This window comes from Pseudomonas sp. GW822-FHT06D10 (assembly GCF_058799535.1).
Window position 1 is genome coordinate 228,471 of sequence record NZ_JBXALN010000006.1, and the last position, 16,872, is coordinate 245,342.

17 protein-coding genes are annotated in these 16,872 nt (G+C 63.2%); 13 read left to right on the plus strand and 4 right to left on the minus strand.

The window, feature by feature from the left end:
- Nucleotides 1-13 precede the first annotated feature (13 nt).
- The 6 genes from AC1RL5_RS21645 (at nt 14) to AC1RL5_RS21670 (ending at nt 6,758) form a co-directional block, all read left to right on the plus strand.
- Nucleotides 14-1,306, plus strand: coding sequence for an ABC transporter substrate-binding protein (locus tag AC1RL5_RS21645; RefSeq protein ID WP_011062871.1), 1,293 nt, complete (start codon nt 14-16; stop codon nt 1,304-1,306).
- A 120-nt stretch (nt 1,307-1,426) separates the two neighbouring features.
- Nucleotides 1,427-2,335: a carbohydrate ABC transporter permease gene (locus AC1RL5_RS21650; protein ID WP_011062870.1), complete on the plus strand. Its 909-nt coding sequence runs from the start codon at nt 1,427-1,429 to the stop codon at nt 2,333-2,335.
- Complete coding sequence (locus AC1RL5_RS21655) at nt 2,328-3,173, plus strand: carbohydrate ABC transporter permease (RefSeq protein ID WP_011062869.1); 846 nt, start codon at nt 2,328-2,330, stop codon at nt 3,171-3,173. Before AC1RL5_RS21650 ends, AC1RL5_RS21655 begins: the two co-directional genes overlap by 8 nt.
- 3 nt (nt 3,174-3,176) lie before the next feature.
- On the plus strand, nt 3,177-4,337 hold the full coding sequence (locus tag AC1RL5_RS21660; protein WP_015636741.1) for an ABC transporter ATP-binding protein: 1,161 nt from the start codon (nt 3,177-3,179) through the stop codon (nt 4,335-4,337).
- A gap of 88 nt (nt 4,338-4,425) precedes the next feature.
- On the plus strand, nt 4,426-5,775 hold the full coding sequence (locus AC1RL5_RS21665; protein WP_047288671.1) for a carbohydrate porin: 1,350 nt from the start codon (nt 4,426-4,428) through the stop codon (nt 5,773-5,775).
- Nucleotides 5,776-5,903: 128 nt separating this feature from the next.
- Nucleotides 5,904-6,758 carry a D-hexose-6-phosphate mutarotase gene (locus AC1RL5_RS21670; RefSeq protein WP_019094568.1) on the plus strand — a complete coding sequence of 285 codons (855 nt, stop codon included), beginning with the start codon at nt 5,904-5,906 and terminating at the stop codon, nt 6,756-6,758.
- Nucleotides 6,759-6,789: 31 nt separating this feature from the next.
- Here AC1RL5_RS21670 and AC1RL5_RS21675 read toward each other — a convergent pair whose 3' ends face one another.
- Complete coding sequence (locus AC1RL5_RS21675; protein WP_169892262.1) at nt 6,790-7,650, minus strand: MurR/RpiR family transcriptional regulator; 861 nt, start codon at nt 7,648-7,650, stop codon at nt 6,790-6,792.
- Nucleotides 7,651-7,962: 312 nt separating this feature from the next.
- Between AC1RL5_RS21675 and zwf the strand changes: the two genes are divergently transcribed.
- From zwf to AC1RL5_RS21690, 3 genes are read left to right on the plus strand one after another with little or no spacing between them, the layout of a single operon-like run.
- Nucleotides 7,963-9,432, plus strand: coding sequence for a glucose-6-phosphate dehydrogenase (zwf, locus tag AC1RL5_RS21680; protein WP_015636738.1), 1,470 nt, complete (start codon nt 7,963-7,965; stop codon nt 9,430-9,432).
- Complete coding sequence (pgl, locus tag AC1RL5_RS21685; RefSeq protein ID WP_072450789.1) at nt 9,419-10,132, plus strand: 6-phosphogluconolactonase; 714 nt, start codon at nt 9,419-9,421, stop codon at nt 10,130-10,132. The genes zwf and pgl overlap by 14 nt, the downstream gene beginning before the upstream one ends.
- Before the next feature lie 17 nt (nt 10,133-10,149).
- Nucleotides 10,150-10,815 (plus strand): bifunctional 4-hydroxy-2-oxoglutarate aldolase/2-dehydro-3-deoxy-phosphogluconate aldolase, encoded by a 666-nt coding sequence (locus AC1RL5_RS21690; protein WP_015636736.1) that lies wholly within the window; start codon nt 10,150-10,152, stop codon nt 10,813-10,815.
- Between the two features lie 114 nt (nt 10,816-10,929).
- On the opposite strand, the gene AC1RL5_RS21695 is transcribed toward AC1RL5_RS21690, so the two are convergent.
- Both AC1RL5_RS21695 and AC1RL5_RS21700 read right to left on the minus strand, forming a co-directional pair.
- The gene (locus AC1RL5_RS21695; RefSeq protein WP_492589437.1) at nt 10,930-12,120 is read right to left on the minus strand and encodes an aminotransferase class V-fold PLP-dependent enzyme; all 1,191 of its coding nucleotides are present in this window, start codon (nt 12,118-12,120) and stop codon (nt 10,930-10,932) included.
- Between the two features lie 13 nt (nt 12,121-12,133).
- Complete coding sequence (locus AC1RL5_RS21700; RefSeq protein ID WP_072450787.1) at nt 12,134-12,370, minus strand: DUF3820 family protein; 237 nt, start codon at nt 12,368-12,370, stop codon at nt 12,134-12,136.
- Between the two features lie 232 nt (nt 12,371-12,602).
- Here AC1RL5_RS21700 and AC1RL5_RS21705 point away from each other — a divergent pair, with 232 nt between their 5' ends.
- The 4 genes from AC1RL5_RS21705 (at nt 12,603) to AC1RL5_RS21720 (ending at nt 16,286) form a co-directional block, all read left to right on the plus strand.
- The gene (locus AC1RL5_RS21705) at nt 12,603-13,070 is read left to right on the plus strand and encodes a ferritin-like domain-containing protein (protein ID WP_011062859.1); all 468 of its coding nucleotides are present in this window, start codon (nt 12,603-12,605) and stop codon (nt 13,068-13,070) included.
- 157 nt (nt 13,071-13,227) lie between these two features.
- Entirely contained in the window at nt 13,228-15,216 is a 1,989-nt protein-coding gene (locus tag AC1RL5_RS21710) for an FUSC family protein (RefSeq protein WP_072450786.1), read from the plus strand.
- Nucleotides 15,203-15,409, plus strand: a complete 207-nt coding sequence (locus AC1RL5_RS21715; RefSeq protein ID WP_011062857.1) for a DUF1656 domain-containing protein — start codon at nt 15,203-15,205, stop codon at nt 15,407-15,409. The genes AC1RL5_RS21710 and AC1RL5_RS21715 overlap by 14 nt, the downstream gene beginning before the upstream one ends.
- Nucleotides 15,410-15,419: 10 nt before the next feature.
- On the plus strand, nt 15,420-16,286 hold the full coding sequence (locus tag AC1RL5_RS21720; protein WP_011062856.1) for an efflux RND transporter periplasmic adaptor subunit: 867 nt from the start codon (nt 15,420-15,422) through the stop codon (nt 16,284-16,286).
- Nucleotides 16,287-16,353: 67 nt separating this feature from the next.
- On the opposite strand, the gene AC1RL5_RS21725 is transcribed toward AC1RL5_RS21720, so the two are convergent.
- Complete coding sequence (locus tag AC1RL5_RS21725; RefSeq protein ID WP_015636732.1) at nt 16,354-16,824, minus strand: MaoC family dehydratase; 471 nt, start codon at nt 16,822-16,824, stop codon at nt 16,354-16,356.
- Between the last annotated feature and the right edge of the window lie 48 nt (nt 16,825-16,872).

A 16,872-nucleotide genomic window follows, 5' to 3' on the forward strand; every position in this document is an offset into this window, starting at 1 on the left:
AAAGGTACTTCAAATGAATGCGATTTCTCGCCTCGCCACTGTCATTTCCCTTGCCTCTCTGTTTCCCCTGAGTGCCCTCGCCGCCGACTCCAAAGGTTCCGTGGAAGTCGTCCACTGGTGGACTTCGGGTGGTGAAAAAGCCGCCGTCGATGTGCTCAAGGCTCAAGTGGAAAAAGACGGTTTCACCTGGAAGGACGGCGCCGTGGCCGGCGGTGGCGGCTCCACTGCCATGACCGTGCTGAAAAGCCGCGCCGTGGCCGGCAACCCGCCGGGTGTGGCGCAGATCAAGGGCCCGGACATCCAGGAATGGGGCAGCACCGGCCTGCTCAGCACCGATACCCTCAAGGACGTGGCCAAGGCCGAGAACTGGGACGGCCTGCTATCGCCCAAGGTGGCCAATACCGTCAAGTACGAAGGTGACTACGTGGCGGTGCCGGTGAACATCCACCGGGTCAACTGGCTGTGGATCAACCCTGCCGTGTTCAAGAAAGCCGGGATCGACAAGGCCCCGACCACCCTCGAAGAATTCTATGCCGCCGGCGACAAGCTCAAGGCCGCCGGCTTCATCGCCCTGGCCCACGGTGGCCAGCCGTGGCAGGACAGCACCGTGTTCGAAGACGTGGTGCTCTCGGTCATGGGCCCGGAGGGCTACAAGAAAGCCCTGGTGGACCTGGACCAGAAAACCCTCTCCGGCCCGGAAATGGCCAAGGCCTTCACCGAGCTGAAGAAAATCACCGGCTACATGGACCCCAACCGTGCCGGGCGTGACTGGAACATTGCCGCAGCCGACGTGATCGGCGGCAAGGCCGGCATGCAGATGATGGGCGACTGGGCCAAGAGCGAGTGGACCGCGGCCAAGAAGGTCGCCGGCAAGGACTACCAGTGCGTACCGTTCCCGGGTACCGACAAGGCCTTCACCTACAACATCGACTCTTTGGCGGTGTTCAAGCTCAAGGCCGACCGCAAGGGCGATATCGCTGCCCAGCAGGACCTGGCCAAGGTCGCCTTGGGCAAGGACTTCCAGAAAGTCTTCAGCATCAACAAGGGTTCGATCCCGGTGCGTACCGACATGCTCAACGACATGAGCGCCGAGGGCTTCGACTCCTGCGCCCAGGCGTCGGCCAAGGACTTCCTGGCAGACGAGAAGACCGGCGGCCTGCAGCCGAGCATGGCGCACAACATGGCCACTTCCCTGGCAGTGCAGGGCGCGATCTTCGACGTGGTGACCAACTTCATGAACGACAAGGATGCGGACCCGGCCAAGGCCAGTGCGCAGCTGGCTTCGGCGGTCAAGGCCGCGCAGTAATCCTTGAACCCCGCCGCCGGTACGCCGGCGGCTCACCCGTGACTGTCGCCGCCCTGCCTGTGCCCCGGCCCATGCAGCGACGGTGTGCAGCCCGGATTCACTCCTGACTGGGTTATTCCGATGAGCTCTGTGGCGGTTTTCAGCAAAGCCTCACCGTTAGATGCATTGCAGCGCTGGCTACCCAAGCTGGTGCTGGCACCGAGCATGGTGATCGTGCTGGTGGGTTTCTACGGCTACATCATCTGGACGTTCATTCTGTCCTTTACCAATTCCAGCTTCATGCCGAGCTACAAGTGGGTCGGCCTGCAGCAATACCTGCGCTTGATGGACAACGACCGCTGGTGGGTGGCGAGCAAGAACCTCGCGGTCTTCGGCGGCATGTTCATCGCCATCAGCCTGGTGCTGGGAGTGTTCCTCGCGGTGCTGCTGGACCAGCGCATCCGCAAGGAAGGCTTTATCCGCACCGTGTACCTGTACCCCATGGCGCTGTCGATGATCGTCACCGGTACCGCCTGGAAGTGGTTGCTCAACCCCGGCCTGGGCCTGGACAAGATGCTTCGCGACTGGGGCTGGGAAGGCTTTCGCCTGGACTGGCTGGTGGATCAGGACCGGGTGGTGTACTGCCTGGTGATCGCCGCGGTGTGGCAGGCCTCGGGCTTTGTCATGGCGATGTTCCTCGCCGGCCTGCGGGGTGTCGACCAGTCGATCATCCGCGCCGCCCAGGTGGACGGCGCGAGCCTGCCGACCATCTACCTGAAGATTGTCCTGCCGAGCCTGCGGCCGGTGTTCTTCAGTGCCTTCATGATCCTCGCCCACATCGCCATCAAGAGCTTCGACCTGGTGGCGGCGATGACCGCGGGCGGGCCGGGCTATTCCTCCGACCTGCCGGCGATGTTCATGTATTCCTTCACCTTCAGCCGCGGCCAGATGGGCATAGGTTCGGCCAGCGCCATGCTGATGCTGGGCGCCGTGCTGACCATCCTTGTGCCGTACCTGTATTCCGAACTGCGGGGCAAGCGCCATGACTGACTCCCTTGGCAAACCGACCCTGAACTTCAGCCGGATCGCCATCTACGCCACCCTGCTGCTGGCGGCGGCGGTGTACCTGATACCGCTGGTGGTGATGCTGCTCACCAGCTTCAAGACCCCGGAGGATATTCGCACCGGCAACCTTTTGAGCTGGCCACAGGTGGTGGACGGCATCGGCTGGATCAAGGCCTGGGACACTGTCGGTGGCTACTTCTGGAACTCGGTGAAGATCACCGTTCCGGCGGTGCTGATCTCCACCTTCATCGGTGCAATGAACGGCTACGTGCTGTCGATGTGGCGCTTTCGCGGCTCCCAACTGTTCTTCGGCCTGCTGCTGTTCGGCTGCTTCCTGCCGTTCCAGACGGTGCTGCTGCCGGCTTCGTTCACCCTGGGCAAGTTCGGCCTGGCCAACACCACCACCGGCCTGGTGCTGGTGCACGTGGTCTACGGACTGGCCTTCACCACTTTGTTCTTTCGCAACTACTACGTGAGCGTGCCGGATGCGCTGGTCAAGGCTGCGCGCCTGGACGGTGCCGGGTTCTTCACCATCTTCGGCAAGATCCTTTTGCCGATGTCGGTGCCGATCATCATGGTCTGCCTGATCTGGCAGTTCACCCAGATCTGGAACGATTTCCTCTTCGGCGTGGTGTTCGCCAGTGGCGACGCGCAACCGATCACCGTGGCCCTGAACAACCTGGTCAACACCAGCACCGGGGCCAAGGAATACAACGTTGATATGGCAGCGGCGATGATCGCCGGGCTGCCGACACTGCTGGTCTACATCTTCGCCGGCAAGTATTTCCTGCGCGGGCTGACGTCCGGCGCGGTCAAGGGGTAAGGCATGGCAACTCTCGAATTACGCAACGTCAACAAGACCTACGGTGCCGGCCTGCCGGACACCCTGAAGAACATCGAGCTGAAGATCGATGACGGTGAATTCCTGATCCTCGTCGGCCCATCCGGCTGCGGCAAATCCACCCTGATGAACTGCATCGCGGGCCTTGAGAACATCAGTGGCGGGGCGATCCTGGTGGACGACGCCGACATCAGCGGCATGAGCCCCAAGGATCGGGACATCGCCATGGTGTTCCAGTCCTACGCGCTGTACCCGACCATGAGCGTGCGCGACAACATCGCCTTCGGCCTGAAGATCCGCAAGATGCCCGCCGCCGAGATCGACGCGGAAGTGGCACGGGTGGCCAAGCTGCTGCAGATCGAGCACCTGCTCACCCGCAAGCCGGGCCAGCTCTCCGGTGGCCAGCAGCAACGGGTGGCCATGGGCCGGGCGCTGGCGCGGCGGCCGAAGATCTACCTGTTCGACGAGCCGCTGTCCAACCTCGACGCCAAGCTGCGGGTGGAGATGCGCACAGAAATGAAGCTGATGCACCAGCGTCTGAAAACCACCACGGTCTATGTCACCCACGACCAGATCGAAGCCATGACCCTGGGTGACAAGGTGGCGGTGATGAAGGACGGGATCATCCAGCAGTTCGGCACCCCGAAGCAGATCTACAACGACCCGGCCAACCTGTTCGTGGCCAGCTTCATCGGTTCGCCACCGATGAACTTCATCCCCCTGCGCCTGCAGCGCAAGGACGGCCGCCTGCTGGCCCTGCTGGACAGTGGCCAGGCTCGCTGCGAGCTGCCCCTGGGGCCCCAGGATGCCGGGCTGGAAGACCGTGAGGTGATCCTCGGCATTCGCCCGGAACAGATCGCCCTGGCCGCGGGCGAGGCCAACGGCCTGCCGACCATTCGTGCCGAGGTCCAGGTGATCGAGCCCACCGGCCCCGACACCCTGGTGTTCGTCACGCTCAATGGCACCAAGGTCTGCTGCCGCCTGGCACCGGACCAGGCCCCCGAGGCCGGGGAAACCCTGACACTGCAGTTCGATCCGGCCCGGGTGCTGTTGTTCGACGCCCAGAGCGGTGAACGCCTGGGCGCCGCCGGGGCACCGGTGACAGAGGCTCGGGGCGGCAATGTGGCGCAGTTCAAGGGTCGCTGAATCCGTGACGGATGGCCTGTCATCCGTCGCCACTGCTGTAAACCGCGTTGGATAAATCGTTAATAACAATAAAGACGAGGATGTAGGGATGAAAAAGCAACACAGCAACACCCGATTGCTCTGCCAGTTGTCGGCGGTGGCGGCCCTGGTCCTGTCCGGCAATGCCATGGCCGATGAGGCGTTCAGCGCCGATTCGAAATGGATGACCGGCGACTGGGGCGGCGAGCGCACCAAGCTGATCGAGCAGGGGATCGACATCAAGGCCGACTACGTCGGTGAAATGGGCGCCAACCTGCATGGTGGTTACAACGACGACAAGACCGGGCGCTACAGCGACCAGTTCGGCCTGGGCGTGGCGTTCGACCTGCAGAAGCTTTTGGGCTGGGACAACACCCAGGCCAAGATCCAGCTGACCAACCGTAACGGCCAGAACATCTCCAACGACCGCATCGGCGACCCGCGTGCCGGCACCTTGAGCTCCTCCCAGGAGGTCTATGGCCGGGGGCACATGGTCCGCCTGACCCAGTTGTGGGTTCAGCACCAGTTCCTCGACGGCAAGCTGGACGTCAAGGCCGGCTACTTCGGCGAAGGCGAAGACTTCAACACCTTCCCCTGCGACTTCCAGAACCTGGCGTTCTGCGGCTCCCAGGTGGGTAACTGGGCCACCGGCATCTGGTACAACTGGCCGGTCAGCCAGGCGGCGCTGCGCATCAAGTACAACATCACCCCCGAGCTGTATGCGCAAATCGGCGCCTACAACCAGAACCCGTCGCAACTGGAGCACGGCAACGGCTTCAAGCTCAGCGGCAGCGGCACCAAGGGCACCGTATTGCCGGTGGAACTGGTCTGGTCGCCGAAGCTCAACAGCCTGCCGGGCGAGTACCGCGTCGGTTACTACAAGAGCACGGCCGATGCCAATGATGTGCGCAAGGACGTCAATGGTCAGGATGCCGCGGACACCGGCGATGCCTATCGCGTGCACAACAGCAAGCACGGCTACTGGTTCGTCGGGCAGCAGCAACTCACCACGCACAACGGTGATGCTTCCCGGGGCCTGAACATCGCCGCCAACGCTACCTTCCACGACAAGGACACCAACGTCGTCGACAACTACCAGTCGCTGATGTTCGTGTACAAGGGGCCGTTCGATGCGCGTCCCAAAGATGACGTGGGCATCGGTTTTGCTCGGATCCATGTCAACGACGATGTGCGCAAGAACGCCCAGCTGATCAACGAGGACAACGGCATCAGCAACTACGACAACCCGCTGTACATGCCGCTGCGCGACACCGAATACAACTACGAGATCAACTACGGCTTCCACGTCACCAACTGGCTGACCGTGCGCCCCAACCTGCAATACATCACCCACCCGGGTGGTGTGGATGAAGTCGACAACGCGCTGGTGGCCGGCCTGAAAATTCAGTCGGTGTTCTAAGGCCGTTGCGATAAGCTCCTTCTCTCTGTGCGCATTTTGCGGATGGCCTGGGCCGTCCGCTTTTTTTTGTCGGGCCGGCGCCCCCCTCATGAGTAGCGAGACAGCATTGATTTTCAGGACTGCGGCCCATGCATGAGCATCCGCTACAACGCTTTTTCAGATCCTTGCGCGAGCGCCCGGTGTTTGCCTGGGAGCGCTATCAACTGCGTGACGTGCTGGTGATCGATCACCCGCTGTGCCAGGCGGTGTTCAGTCGTCAGGGTGCCCAGTTGCTGCACTTCCAGCCGGCCGGACAAAAGCCCTGGCTGTGGTGTGCGGCGAAGTGGCCGCAGGTGGGGGCGATCCGTGGCGGAGTGCCGGTGTGCTGGCCCTGGTATGGGCGCCATCCCAGCGAAAATGCCTGGCCTTCCCATGGCTGGGCGCGGCTGCTGGACTGGAAGCTGCTGGACAGCAGCAGTGATGAAGAGGGCGTGCGCCTGCACTGGCAATTGCAATTGTGCGACTGGAAGGTCGATCTGCATGCGCACCTGGGCCAGAGCATGGACCTGCGCCTGAGCACCGAGCACCAGGACACCGAACCCTGCCAGTTGAGCCAGGCTCTGCACGCCTACTGGCGTATTGGTGATGTCGGCGAGATAGCGCTGTCTGGGCTCGATGGCGCCCAGGGTTATGACCAGTTGAACCGTCAGGTCTGCCAGCAGCAGGGCGAGTTGCGGGTCGAGGGCGGTTGCCAGCGGGTGTTCCAGCACGAGGGTGAGTTGCAGCTCAAGGATCACGCCTGGCAGCGCGAATTGTGCATCGATACCGGTGACCATGCCGACACCGTGGTCTGGCACCCCGGCACCCGGCCGCTGCTGGGGGTGAGCTGGAACGAGGTGTCGCGGTTCGTCTGTGTCGAAGCGGCTGTGGGGGGCACCGACAGCCTGCGCCTGGCGCCCGGGGAGCAAGCGCACCTGAGCTTGCAGGCGCGCGCTGCGGGGTAGGGAGCCGGCTGGCCGGCGAACCGGCCCGGCTTCAGTTGAACTCGTCGCCCACCGGGTAGCGGCTGGCGTTGAGGCTTTCCTTGATCTTGCGCAGGTGTGGCTGGAAATCCACGCCGCGGCGCAGGGTCATGCCGGTGGCCAGCACGTCGAGCACGGTGAGCTGGATGATCCGCGAGGTCATCGGCATGTAGATGTCGGTGTCTTCCGGTAGCGGGATGTTCAGGCTCAAGGTGCTGGCCTTGGCCAGTGGCGAGTTTTCTGCGGTCAGCCCCAGCACCGAGGCGCCGTTTTCCCGTGCGATACGCGCCACTTCCACCAGTTCGCGGGTGCGGCCGGTGTAGGAAATGATCACGAACAATTCGCCGGTATGAGCCACCGACGCGATCATCCGTTGCATCAGCACATCGGCGTGGGCGGTGACGGCGAGGTTGAAGCGGAAGAACTTGTGCTGGGCGTCCAGGGCCACCGGGGCCGAGGCGCCGAGACCGAAGAAGTGGATCTGCCGGGCCTGGATCAACAAGTCCACGGCCTTGCTGATCAGGTTCGGGTCCAGGGCCTGGCAGGCGCTGTCCAGGGAGGCGATGGCGCTGCCGAAAATCTTTTGCGTGTAGGCTTCTGGGTTGTCGTCGGCCTCCACGGCACGGCTGACATAGGCCGCACCGCTGGCCAGGCTCTGGGCCAGTTGCAGCTTGAGTTCAGGGTAGCCGCTGACGCCAAAGGAGCGGCAGAAGCGATTGACCGTCGGTTCGCTGACCGAGGCAGCCTGGGCCAGGGCGGCGATGCTGAAGCGAGTCGCCTGCTGCGGGTTGAGCAGGATGACTTCGGCGACTTTACGTTCCGCCTTGTTCAGTTCTTCAAGACGGTTCTGGATCTGCTCCAGAAGGTTTCGCACTCGGTCCATTAAGGTTTCCTAGATCGGCTAGACAGGCGCTGCGGGCAGGGCCGGGAAGCGGTCAATCGAGCAAGGCGCGCCGACGGATTGTCGGTGCAGGCCTTTTGAGCTTGCTGCGATTGCGCTGCGCACCGGGTCGCTGGCGCGCCTGCAATGCGAAGTTGAGAGGTGGCCTATCCTACTGATGGCCCGGATCGACCACCACCTGGAATCTGTATTTTGTAAAAATGTTGTGTTTATTACTACATTTTTCCTTGAGTGATGCCTTGAAAAAAGGTATTTGTAGCTTAACTTGATAAAAGAACAAACATCATGCCTTCGATAACGGTTGAACCCTGCACCTTTGCCTTGTTTGGCGCGCTGGGCGATCTGGCGCTGCGTAAGCTGTTTCCCGCCCTGTACCAACTCGATGCCGCCGGTTTGCTGCATGACGACACGCGCATCCTGGCCCTGGCCCGCGAGCCTGGCAGCGAGCAGGAGCACCTGGCGAATATCGAAACCGAGCTGCACAAGTATGTCGGCGACAAGGATATCGATAGCCAGGTCCTGCAGCGTTTTCTCGCCCGCCTGAGCTACCTGCATGTGGACTTCCTCAAGGCCGAGGACTACGTCGCCCTGGCCGAACGTGTCGGCAGCGAGCAGCGCCTGATTGCCTACTTCGCCACCCCGGCGGCGGTATATGGCGCGATCTGCGAAAACCTCTCCCGGGTCGGGCTCAACCAGCACACCCGTGTGGTCCTGGAAAAACCCATCGGCTCGGACCTGGATTCATCACGCAAGGTCAACGACGCGGTGGCGCAGTTCTTCCCGGAAACCCGCATCTACCGGATCGACCACTACCTGGGCAAGGAAACGGTGCAGAACCTGATTGCCCTGCGTTTCGCCAACAGCCTGTTCGAAACCCAGTGGAACCAGAACTACATCTCCCACGTGGAAATCACCGTGGCCGAGAAGGTCGGCATCGAAGGTCGCTGGGGCTATTTCGACAAGGCCGGCCAACTGCGGGACATGATCCAGAACCACTTGCTGCAACTGCTCTGCCTGATCGCCATGGACCCGCCGGCCGACCTTTCGGCCGACAGCATCCGCGACGAGAAGGTCAAGGTACTCAAGGCCCTGGCGCCCATCAGCCCGGAAGGCCTGACCACCCAGGTGGTGCGCGGCCAGTACATCGCCGGCCACAGCGAAGGCCAGTCGGTGCCGGGCTACCTGGAGGAAGAAAACTCCAACACCCAGAGCGACACCGAGACCTTTGTCGCCCTGCGCGCCGATATCCGCAACTGGCGCTGGGCCGGTGTGCCGTTCTACCTGCGCACCGGCAAGCGCATGCCACAGAAGCTGTCGCAGATCGTCATCCACTTCAAGGAACCCTCGCACTATATCTTCGCCCCCGAGCAGCGCCTGCAGATCAGCAACAAGCTGATCATCCGCCTGCAGCCGGACGAAGGTATCTCGTTGCGGGTGATGACCAAGGAGCAGGGCCTGGACAAGGGCATGCAACTACGCAGCGGTCCGTTGCAGCTGAATTTTTCCGATACCTATCGCAGTGCACGGATCCCCGATGCCTACGAGCGGTTGTTGCTGGAAGTGATGCGCGGCAATCAGAACCTGTTTGTGCGCAAAGATGAAATCGAAGCCGCGTGGAAGTGGTGTGACCAGTTGATTGCCGGGTGGAAGAAATCCGGCGATGCGCCCAAGCCGTACGCGGCCGGGTCCTGGGGGCCGATGAGCTCCATTGCACTGATCACGCGGGATGGGAGGTCTTGGTATGGCGATATCTGATTTGCAACTGCCGGCGGGCGTGCGCGCCCACGAATTCCGCAGCCCCACGCTGCTGGCTGAAGGCCAGGCGCTGAAGGTCGCCGAGCTGCTGCGCGAGGCCATTGCCGCGCGCGGCAACGCCACCCTGGTGGTGTCCGGTGGCCGTAGCCCGGTGGCGTTTTTCCAGGCCCTGGTGAAGCAGGAGCTGGATTGGTCCAAGGTGCTGATCACCCTGGCGGACGAGCGCTGGGTGCCTGTGGAGCATGCCGACAGCAATGCGGGCCTGCTCAAGCGCTACCTGCTCCAGGGGCCGGTGGCCAAGGCTCGCTTCCTCGGCCTCTACAGTGCGGCGGCCAATCTTGAAGAGGCTGCCCTGCAAGCGGACAGTCTGCTGGCCGAACTGCCGGGCATCGATGTGCTGGTGCTGGGCATGGGGGATGACGGCCACACCGCGTCGCTGTTCCCCAACAGCCCGAACCTGGCTGAAGCGCTCAAGGTCGATGGCACTCGTCGCTGCTGGCCGATGCTGGCGCCCAGCGTGCCCCATCAGCGCCTGAGCATGAGCCGGGCATTGCTGGCTTCGGCCCGCAACAGCCTGTTGTCGATTTCCGGTCAGTCCAAGCTGACCACCCTGAGCGCCGCACTGGCTGGTGACGCTGTCGCCGAAATGCCGATTCGCGCCTTCCTGCAAACCCCGTTAGAGATTTACTGGTGCCCATGAGCCAAGGATCAGCCGCTATGACAAACCTCGCCCCGACCGTTTCCATGGCGGACAAAGTTGCCCTGATCGACAGCCTCTGCGCCAAGGCGCGGATCCTGCCGGTGATCACCATTGCCCGCGAGCAGGATGTCCTGCCGCTGGCCGATGCCCTGGCGGCCGGCGGCCTGACCGCCCTGGAAGTGACCCTGCGTTCGCAATTCGGCCTCAAGGCGATCCAGATCCTGCGCGAACAGCGCCCGGAGCTGGTGACCGGCGCCGGCACTGTGCTCGACCCGCAGATGCTGGTGGCGGCGGAGGCGGCAGGTTCGCAGTTCATCGTCACCCCGGGCATCACCCGCGACCTGCTGCAAGCCAGCGTGGCCAGCCCGATTCCCCTGCTGCCGGGGATCAGCAATGCCTCCGGGATCATGGAGGGTTATGCCCTGGGCTACCGCCGCTTCAAGCTGTTCCCGGCGGAAGTCAGTGGTGGCGTGGCGGCGATCAAGGCCCTGGGCGGGCCGTTCGGCGAGGTCAAGTTCTGCCCTACCGGCGGCGTCGGCCCGGCCAATATCAAGAGCTACATGGCGCTCAAGAATGTGATGTGTGTCGGCGGTAGCTGGATGCTCGATCCCGAGTGGATCAAGAACGGCGACTGGGCACGGATCCAGGAGTGCACGGCCGAGGCCCTGGCCCTGCTGGACTGAAGGTTCTACCCGATTCGTTGGTGTGTTCTACGGCTTTACGGTGCGCTTGGTCGGCGCACCGTTTTTTTTTGCCTGGAGAATAGCGCTGCCCGGCGCGCGGCAGGCGGGCAGGGCTTACCGGCCGGCCAGGTCGGTGAGGGCTTCGATCAACTGCTGCATATGCGCAAGGGGAGTGGTCAGCCCCGGAGTGATGCGGATGCAGGTGCCGAACCCTGCGCCATTGCGGGCCACGGTAAACAGGTTGTAGTCCCGTAGCAGGCGATCCGCCAGGGCTTGCTGGTCCTGGTGGCGGGTGAAGCGCACAGCGCTGATGGCGCAGCACAGGCGCGGGTCCTGCGGGGTCATGACTTCCAGCCCGTCCATTTCGCGCACCGCTTCGCTCCAGCTATGGCGCAGGTAGTTCAGGCGCGCGCCCTTGGCCGCTGCACCACCCATCGCCCGGTGTTCCTCTAACACCCGGGGCAGGGTCATCAGCGCCGGAATGTTTGGCGTGCTGTAGGGCGTACGGGCGCGCACGTCGTCACGGGGAAAATGGAACTCGTCCATGTCCGGGTCGATGTCTTCCAGGCGTTCGGGGTGGATATACACAAAGCCCAGGCTCAGCGGTGCGCCGATCCACTTGTGCAGGTTGAAACCGGCGAAGGCGATGCCCAGGTCGCGAAGGTCGAAGTCGATCTGGCCCAGAGCGTGGGCGCCGTCGAGGATGATGTCGACCCCGTGTTCCCGAGCGGCGGCGGCAATTGCCCGGACCGGCATCACCAGCCCGCTGCGATGGGTGACATAGGTCAGGGGCATCAGCTTGAGCCGTGGGTAGCGCTCGAAAGCGTCTTTGTAGGTGCTTGCAAGGCTGTCAAAACTGGCAGGATGCCGGTGGACGATCTCTATCACTTCGACGCCGCGCTGGCGGGCCAGCCAGCGCATGGCGCTCTTGACCGTGTCGTACTCCAGGTCGCTGAGCAGCACCTGGTCGCCCGGTTGCAGGCGGTTGTAGTTGCGGATAAGCGATTGCAGGGCGTCGGAGGCACAGCGGGTCAGGGCCACGGCGTTTTCCGGCGCCTGCAGCAGCGCCGCCAGTTGGCGGCGGATGTCCAGCGCGTCGATCTGCTCGAAGCGCTGGCGCACCAGCAGCGAGTTGCTGCGGTTCACCCACTGGATGTTGTGCTGGTACTCCTGGGCCACGCTGCGGGTCATGCGCCCGAAGTAGCCGTTTTCCAGGTTGATCGGCCCCGGCTCGATGTCGAACTGGCGAGCGATGCCCTGCCAATGATCTTCGTCGTGGGCAAGTGTGGCTGCAGTCCTTGGCATGGAGGGCTCTTTTTCAATGACGGGGTTTGGGTTTGCCATGTTTGGCCCGCAGGGGATCGAGCAGGTCGCTAAGGCCGTTGTGGTCGATTTCCTGCATCAGGGCCAGCAGGCCGCCGAGTTCGCCCTTGGGAAAACCTTCCCGGGCGAACCAGTTCAGGTAGGGGCCGGGCAGGTCGGCCAGGATGCGGCCCTGGTATTTGCCGAAGGGCATTTCCCGGGTGACCAGCAGTTCAAGAGTTTCAGGGGTCATGGCGGGGGCTGTCGTGTCATTCAAGAGCCTTGGAAAATACAGGCATTCTGCATGGAGGCCAAATGACAGATCATGCAAATAACTCGGATACAGATTTTTGTATATTTTCTAAGTAATTGAATAGTAAGGAATAAAAATATAATCCAAGTCTGGCATGGCGGGTGCAACAGTTAACTCAACTAACTCAACTCTCGAGTTAACCCAATTCTCGCAACCCACAAGGAACCAGAAAATGACTGACTTGAACAAAGAAGCTATTTCGGTACTCAACAGCCTGATCGAGACCAGCAAGGACGGTCAGGAAGGGTTCAAGACCTGTGCCGAAGACATCAAGCACCCCGAGCTCAAGGCGCTGTTCATCAAGCGCTCCACCGATTGCGCCACGGCCGCGGCAGAACTGCAGTCGGTAGTGCGCTCCATGGGCGGTGATCCGGAAACCTCCACCAGTGTCAGTGGCGACCTGCACCGTCGCTGGGTCGACCTCAAGTCCCTGGTGACCGGCAAGGACGAGGAGGCGGTGCTCAACGAAGCCGAGCGTGGTGAAGACCATGCACTGAAGGCCTACAAGGAGGCTCTGGAGAAGATCAACAAGCACAACCTGGTGGGCATTCGTGATGTGGTAGAGCGCCAGTACCACGGCGTGCAACGCAATCACGACCAGGTCAAAGCCCTGCGCAATCAGGCACGCGCCCGTTCGTAAGGGTCAAAACCTGTCAAAAACGCCAGCCAGTCTGGCGTTTTTTTATGCCGGTAATTTAATGCTGGACGGTATTTAGTTAGCTAGCTAATAATTAGCCCAGCTTCGCTGATGCCTATCGCGACTATCGTTGTGTTTGTCCTGCCAAGAGTTGCCAGCCGTGCCCATTACCCTGCAAGCCCTGCTTGCTCCCAACCTTCCTGCATTGCAGTTCGCGATCAAGACCCTGCTCGGTGGTGGGGTAGCGCTGTGGCTGGCATTGCGCTGGGGGCTGGAGCAACCGGCCTGGGCCCTGATGACCGCATTCATCGTGGCTCAGCCGCTGTCCGGCATGGTCCTGCAAAAAGGTCTGGCGCGGCTGTTGGGGACCCTGGTGGGCACCCTTATGTCGGTGCTGTTCATGGGGCTGTTCGCCCAGACCCCCTGGCTGTTCCTCCTGGCCCTGGCGCTGTGGCTGGGGTTGTGCACGGCCAGTTCGACCCTGTTGCGCAGTGCCTGGTCCTACTCCTTCGTGCTGGCCGGCTACACCGTGGCCATCATTGCCTTGCCGGCCATCAGCCATCCCCTGGGGATCTTCGACCAGGCGGTGGCCCGCTGTACGGAGATTTCCCTGGGCATCATCTGTGCCACCGCCAGCAGCGCGCTGCTCTGGCCGCTGCGCGTCGAGCGACAGTTGGCCGATCAGGCCCGCAGCGCCTGGCACAGCGGGATGCAGGCGGCCGGTGCCACCCTGGCCGGGGATGCCCAGGCCCGCAAGGGCCTGCTGGAGATCCTCGGGCGCATCGTCGCCGTCGATGCCCAGCGCGAACATGCCTGGTTCGAAGGCCCGCTGGGCCGCCAGCGGGCCCGGGCGATCGGTGGCCTGAGCCAGAAACTGTTGATGCTGCTGCGCATCTCCCGTTCGGTGCGGCGCCAGTGGAAGCAGTTGGATAGCGTCGAAGCTGCGCGGTTGCAGCCGTGGATGGATCAGGTCCTGGCGGCCCTGGACAGCGCTGATGGGGCCAGCCTGCAAGCCTTGTCGCCACGGGTGCTGGAGGCCTCCCGCGATGGGGCGATCAGCCCGGCGCAGAGTTACTGCCTGGCGCGTTTCAGCTTGTTGCTGGACACCGCCCTGGCTGCCACTCAGGCCCTTGAAGCGGTGCAGGAGGGACGCGGGGCAATGGTGCAGCCGGCGACGCTGACACCTCACCGCGACTTGTCGCTGGCCCTGGTGTTCGGCGCCCGCAGCGCCCTGGCTTTTCTGACGGTGGCCAGCTTCTGGCTGGCCACCGCCTGGCCCGCGGCCTCCGGGGCGATGCTCCTGACCTGTGTGGTCTGCAGCCTGTTCGCCAGCCGCGAGAACGGGGCGCAGATCGGCATGAGCTTCATGCGCGGGATCTTTCTGGCGGTTCCGGCAGCCTTCGTGGTGGGACAGATCCTGCTGCCCCAGTGGAGCGGTTTCCCGATGCTGGCGATGGCCATGGGCGTGCCGCTGTTCTTCGGCGCCCTGGGCATGGCCAAGCCGCAGATCGGCGCCACGGCCACTTCGTTCTGCCTGCACTTCATCGTGCTGATCTCGCCGATGAACCGCATGAGTTTCGATGTGGCCAGTTTCTTCAATAACGCCCAGGCCATGGTGCTGGGGGTGGGCGCCGCGGTGCTGGCCTTCCATCTGCTGATCCTGCGCAACCCGGCGTGGCACGGCCGGCGCCTGCTGGCTGCGACCCTGCACGACCTGGTGCGCCTGACCCGGCGCAACCTGCGGGGTGCGGAAAGCTGGTTTGGCGGGCGCATGGCCGACCGCCTGTTGCAACTGGCGCGGCATTATCCGGAACTGCCGGAGCCGGCCCGCAGCCGCTGGGACGATGGCCTGCTGGGCCTGGATATCGGCGACGAACTGATGCACCTGCGCCTGAGCCTGGCGGTGGCCCAGGTGCCGGTCGGCGCTGCGCAGCGAGCTTATTTCGAGCACCTGCAGCGCACCCTGGAACAAGGCCCGGCGGGCAGTCGTCAGGATGCCCTGGAGCAGCCCAGCGTGGCCCTGCTGGAGGCGCTGGGGCAGCAGCCGCCCAGTGATGCGTTGAAACTGGCGCAGGGCGCCGTCGTGCAATTGCAAAGCAGCTGGCGCAGTTGGTGCCGGCAGCAGGAGGAAAGTCATGGGGCTGCGTGAGTGGTCGCTGGGCGGGGTGCTGCTCAGCCCGTTCCTGATTTATGTGGTGCTGGCGCTGGTGCTGACCGGTGCCCTGCGGATGCTGGTGCGGGTAACCGGGCTGGGCCGCTGGATCTGGCACGAAGCACTGTTCGATTGTGCCCTGTACGTCTGTGTATTGACGGTCATTACGCTGGTCCTGGGGCCCTTATAAGGAGTTGATCATGCGTACACCCGTACGTGTCGTGTTTACCCTCTGCCTGGTGGCGGTGGCGATCTTTGCCGGTTATCACCTGTGGCAGTACTACATGCTGACGCCCTGGACCCGCGATGCGCGGATCCGCGCCGACGTGGTGATAGTCGCCCCGGATGTGTCCGGCTGGGTGCGCGAGCTCAAGGTGGCGGACAACCAGCCAGTCAAGGCCGGCGAGCTGTTGCTGAGTATTGACCGCGACCGTTTCGAGGCCGCCCTGGAAAAAGCCCAGGCGGTGGTGCAGACCCGCCAGCAGCAGTTGAGCCTGCGCGAACATGAAGCCAGCCGCCGCGCTGCTCTTGGCCCCCAGGCCATCAGCGCCGAGCTGCGCGAGAACGCCCAGATCAACGCCGGCATCGCCCGTGGCGAGCTGCGCCAGGCCCAGGCCGAGGCCAAGGTCGCTGAATTGAACCTGGCCCGTAGCCAGGTGCATGCGCCCCGTGACGGGCATATCACCAACTTGCGCCTGGCCGAGGGCAACTACGTCAATGCCGGGCAGCCGGTGATGGCGCTGATCGATGACTCGACCTTCTATGTCCAGGCCTATTTCGAGGAAACCAAGTTGCCGCGGATCCAGGTCGGCGACCCGGTGAAGGTCTGGCTGATGAGCGCCGGTGATGCCCTGCAAGGCCATGTGGAAAGCATCAGCAGGGGGATCACCGACCGTAATGCCACGCCTGACGGGCAACTGCTGGCGGAAGTGGAGCCGACCTTCAACTGGGTACGCCTGGCCCAACGGATTCCGGTGCGGATCAAGCTCGACAAGGTGCCCGAAGGCATCAACCTGAGCGCCGGCATGACAGCCAGTGTGCAAGTGGAGGAGGGCGGCAAACAGTAGGAGCCGGCTTGCCGGCGAAAGCGCCGGCATCGCCTTCGCCGGCAAGCCGGCTCCTGGGGAGCGAGGCTCAGCCGATGGTGATGGCTGGCAGGGTGGTCAGGGTCACGGTCTGCTTTCTGCGCGGAGCGGCGATTTCGGCTTCGCCGTCCACAACCAGTTCATCGTGCTGGTTGAATACGCGAGTGGCGATGCGCACGCGGAACTTGGGCAGTTTTTCGAGGATCTCCAGGCGCACGGTCAGGGTGTCGCCAATCTTCACCGACTTCTGGAAGGTCATCTGCTGGCCGATGTAGATGGTGCCCGGGCCAGGCAGCTCGCAGGCCACGGCGGCACTGATCAGCGCGCCGCTGAACATGCCGTGGGCGATGCGCTCCTTGAACGTGGTGGCGGCGGCGAACTCGGGGTCCAGGTGCACTGGGTTGTGGTCGCCGGACATGGCGGCGAACAGCTGGATGTCACGCTCCTCGACGGTCTTGCTGTACTGGGCGGTCTGGCCGACTTCCAGGGCTTCGTAAGGCGTGTTGGTTACCTGGGTCATGTTGCTGAAATCCTCTGACAGATAAATAAGCGCACTGGCTGCGCACCG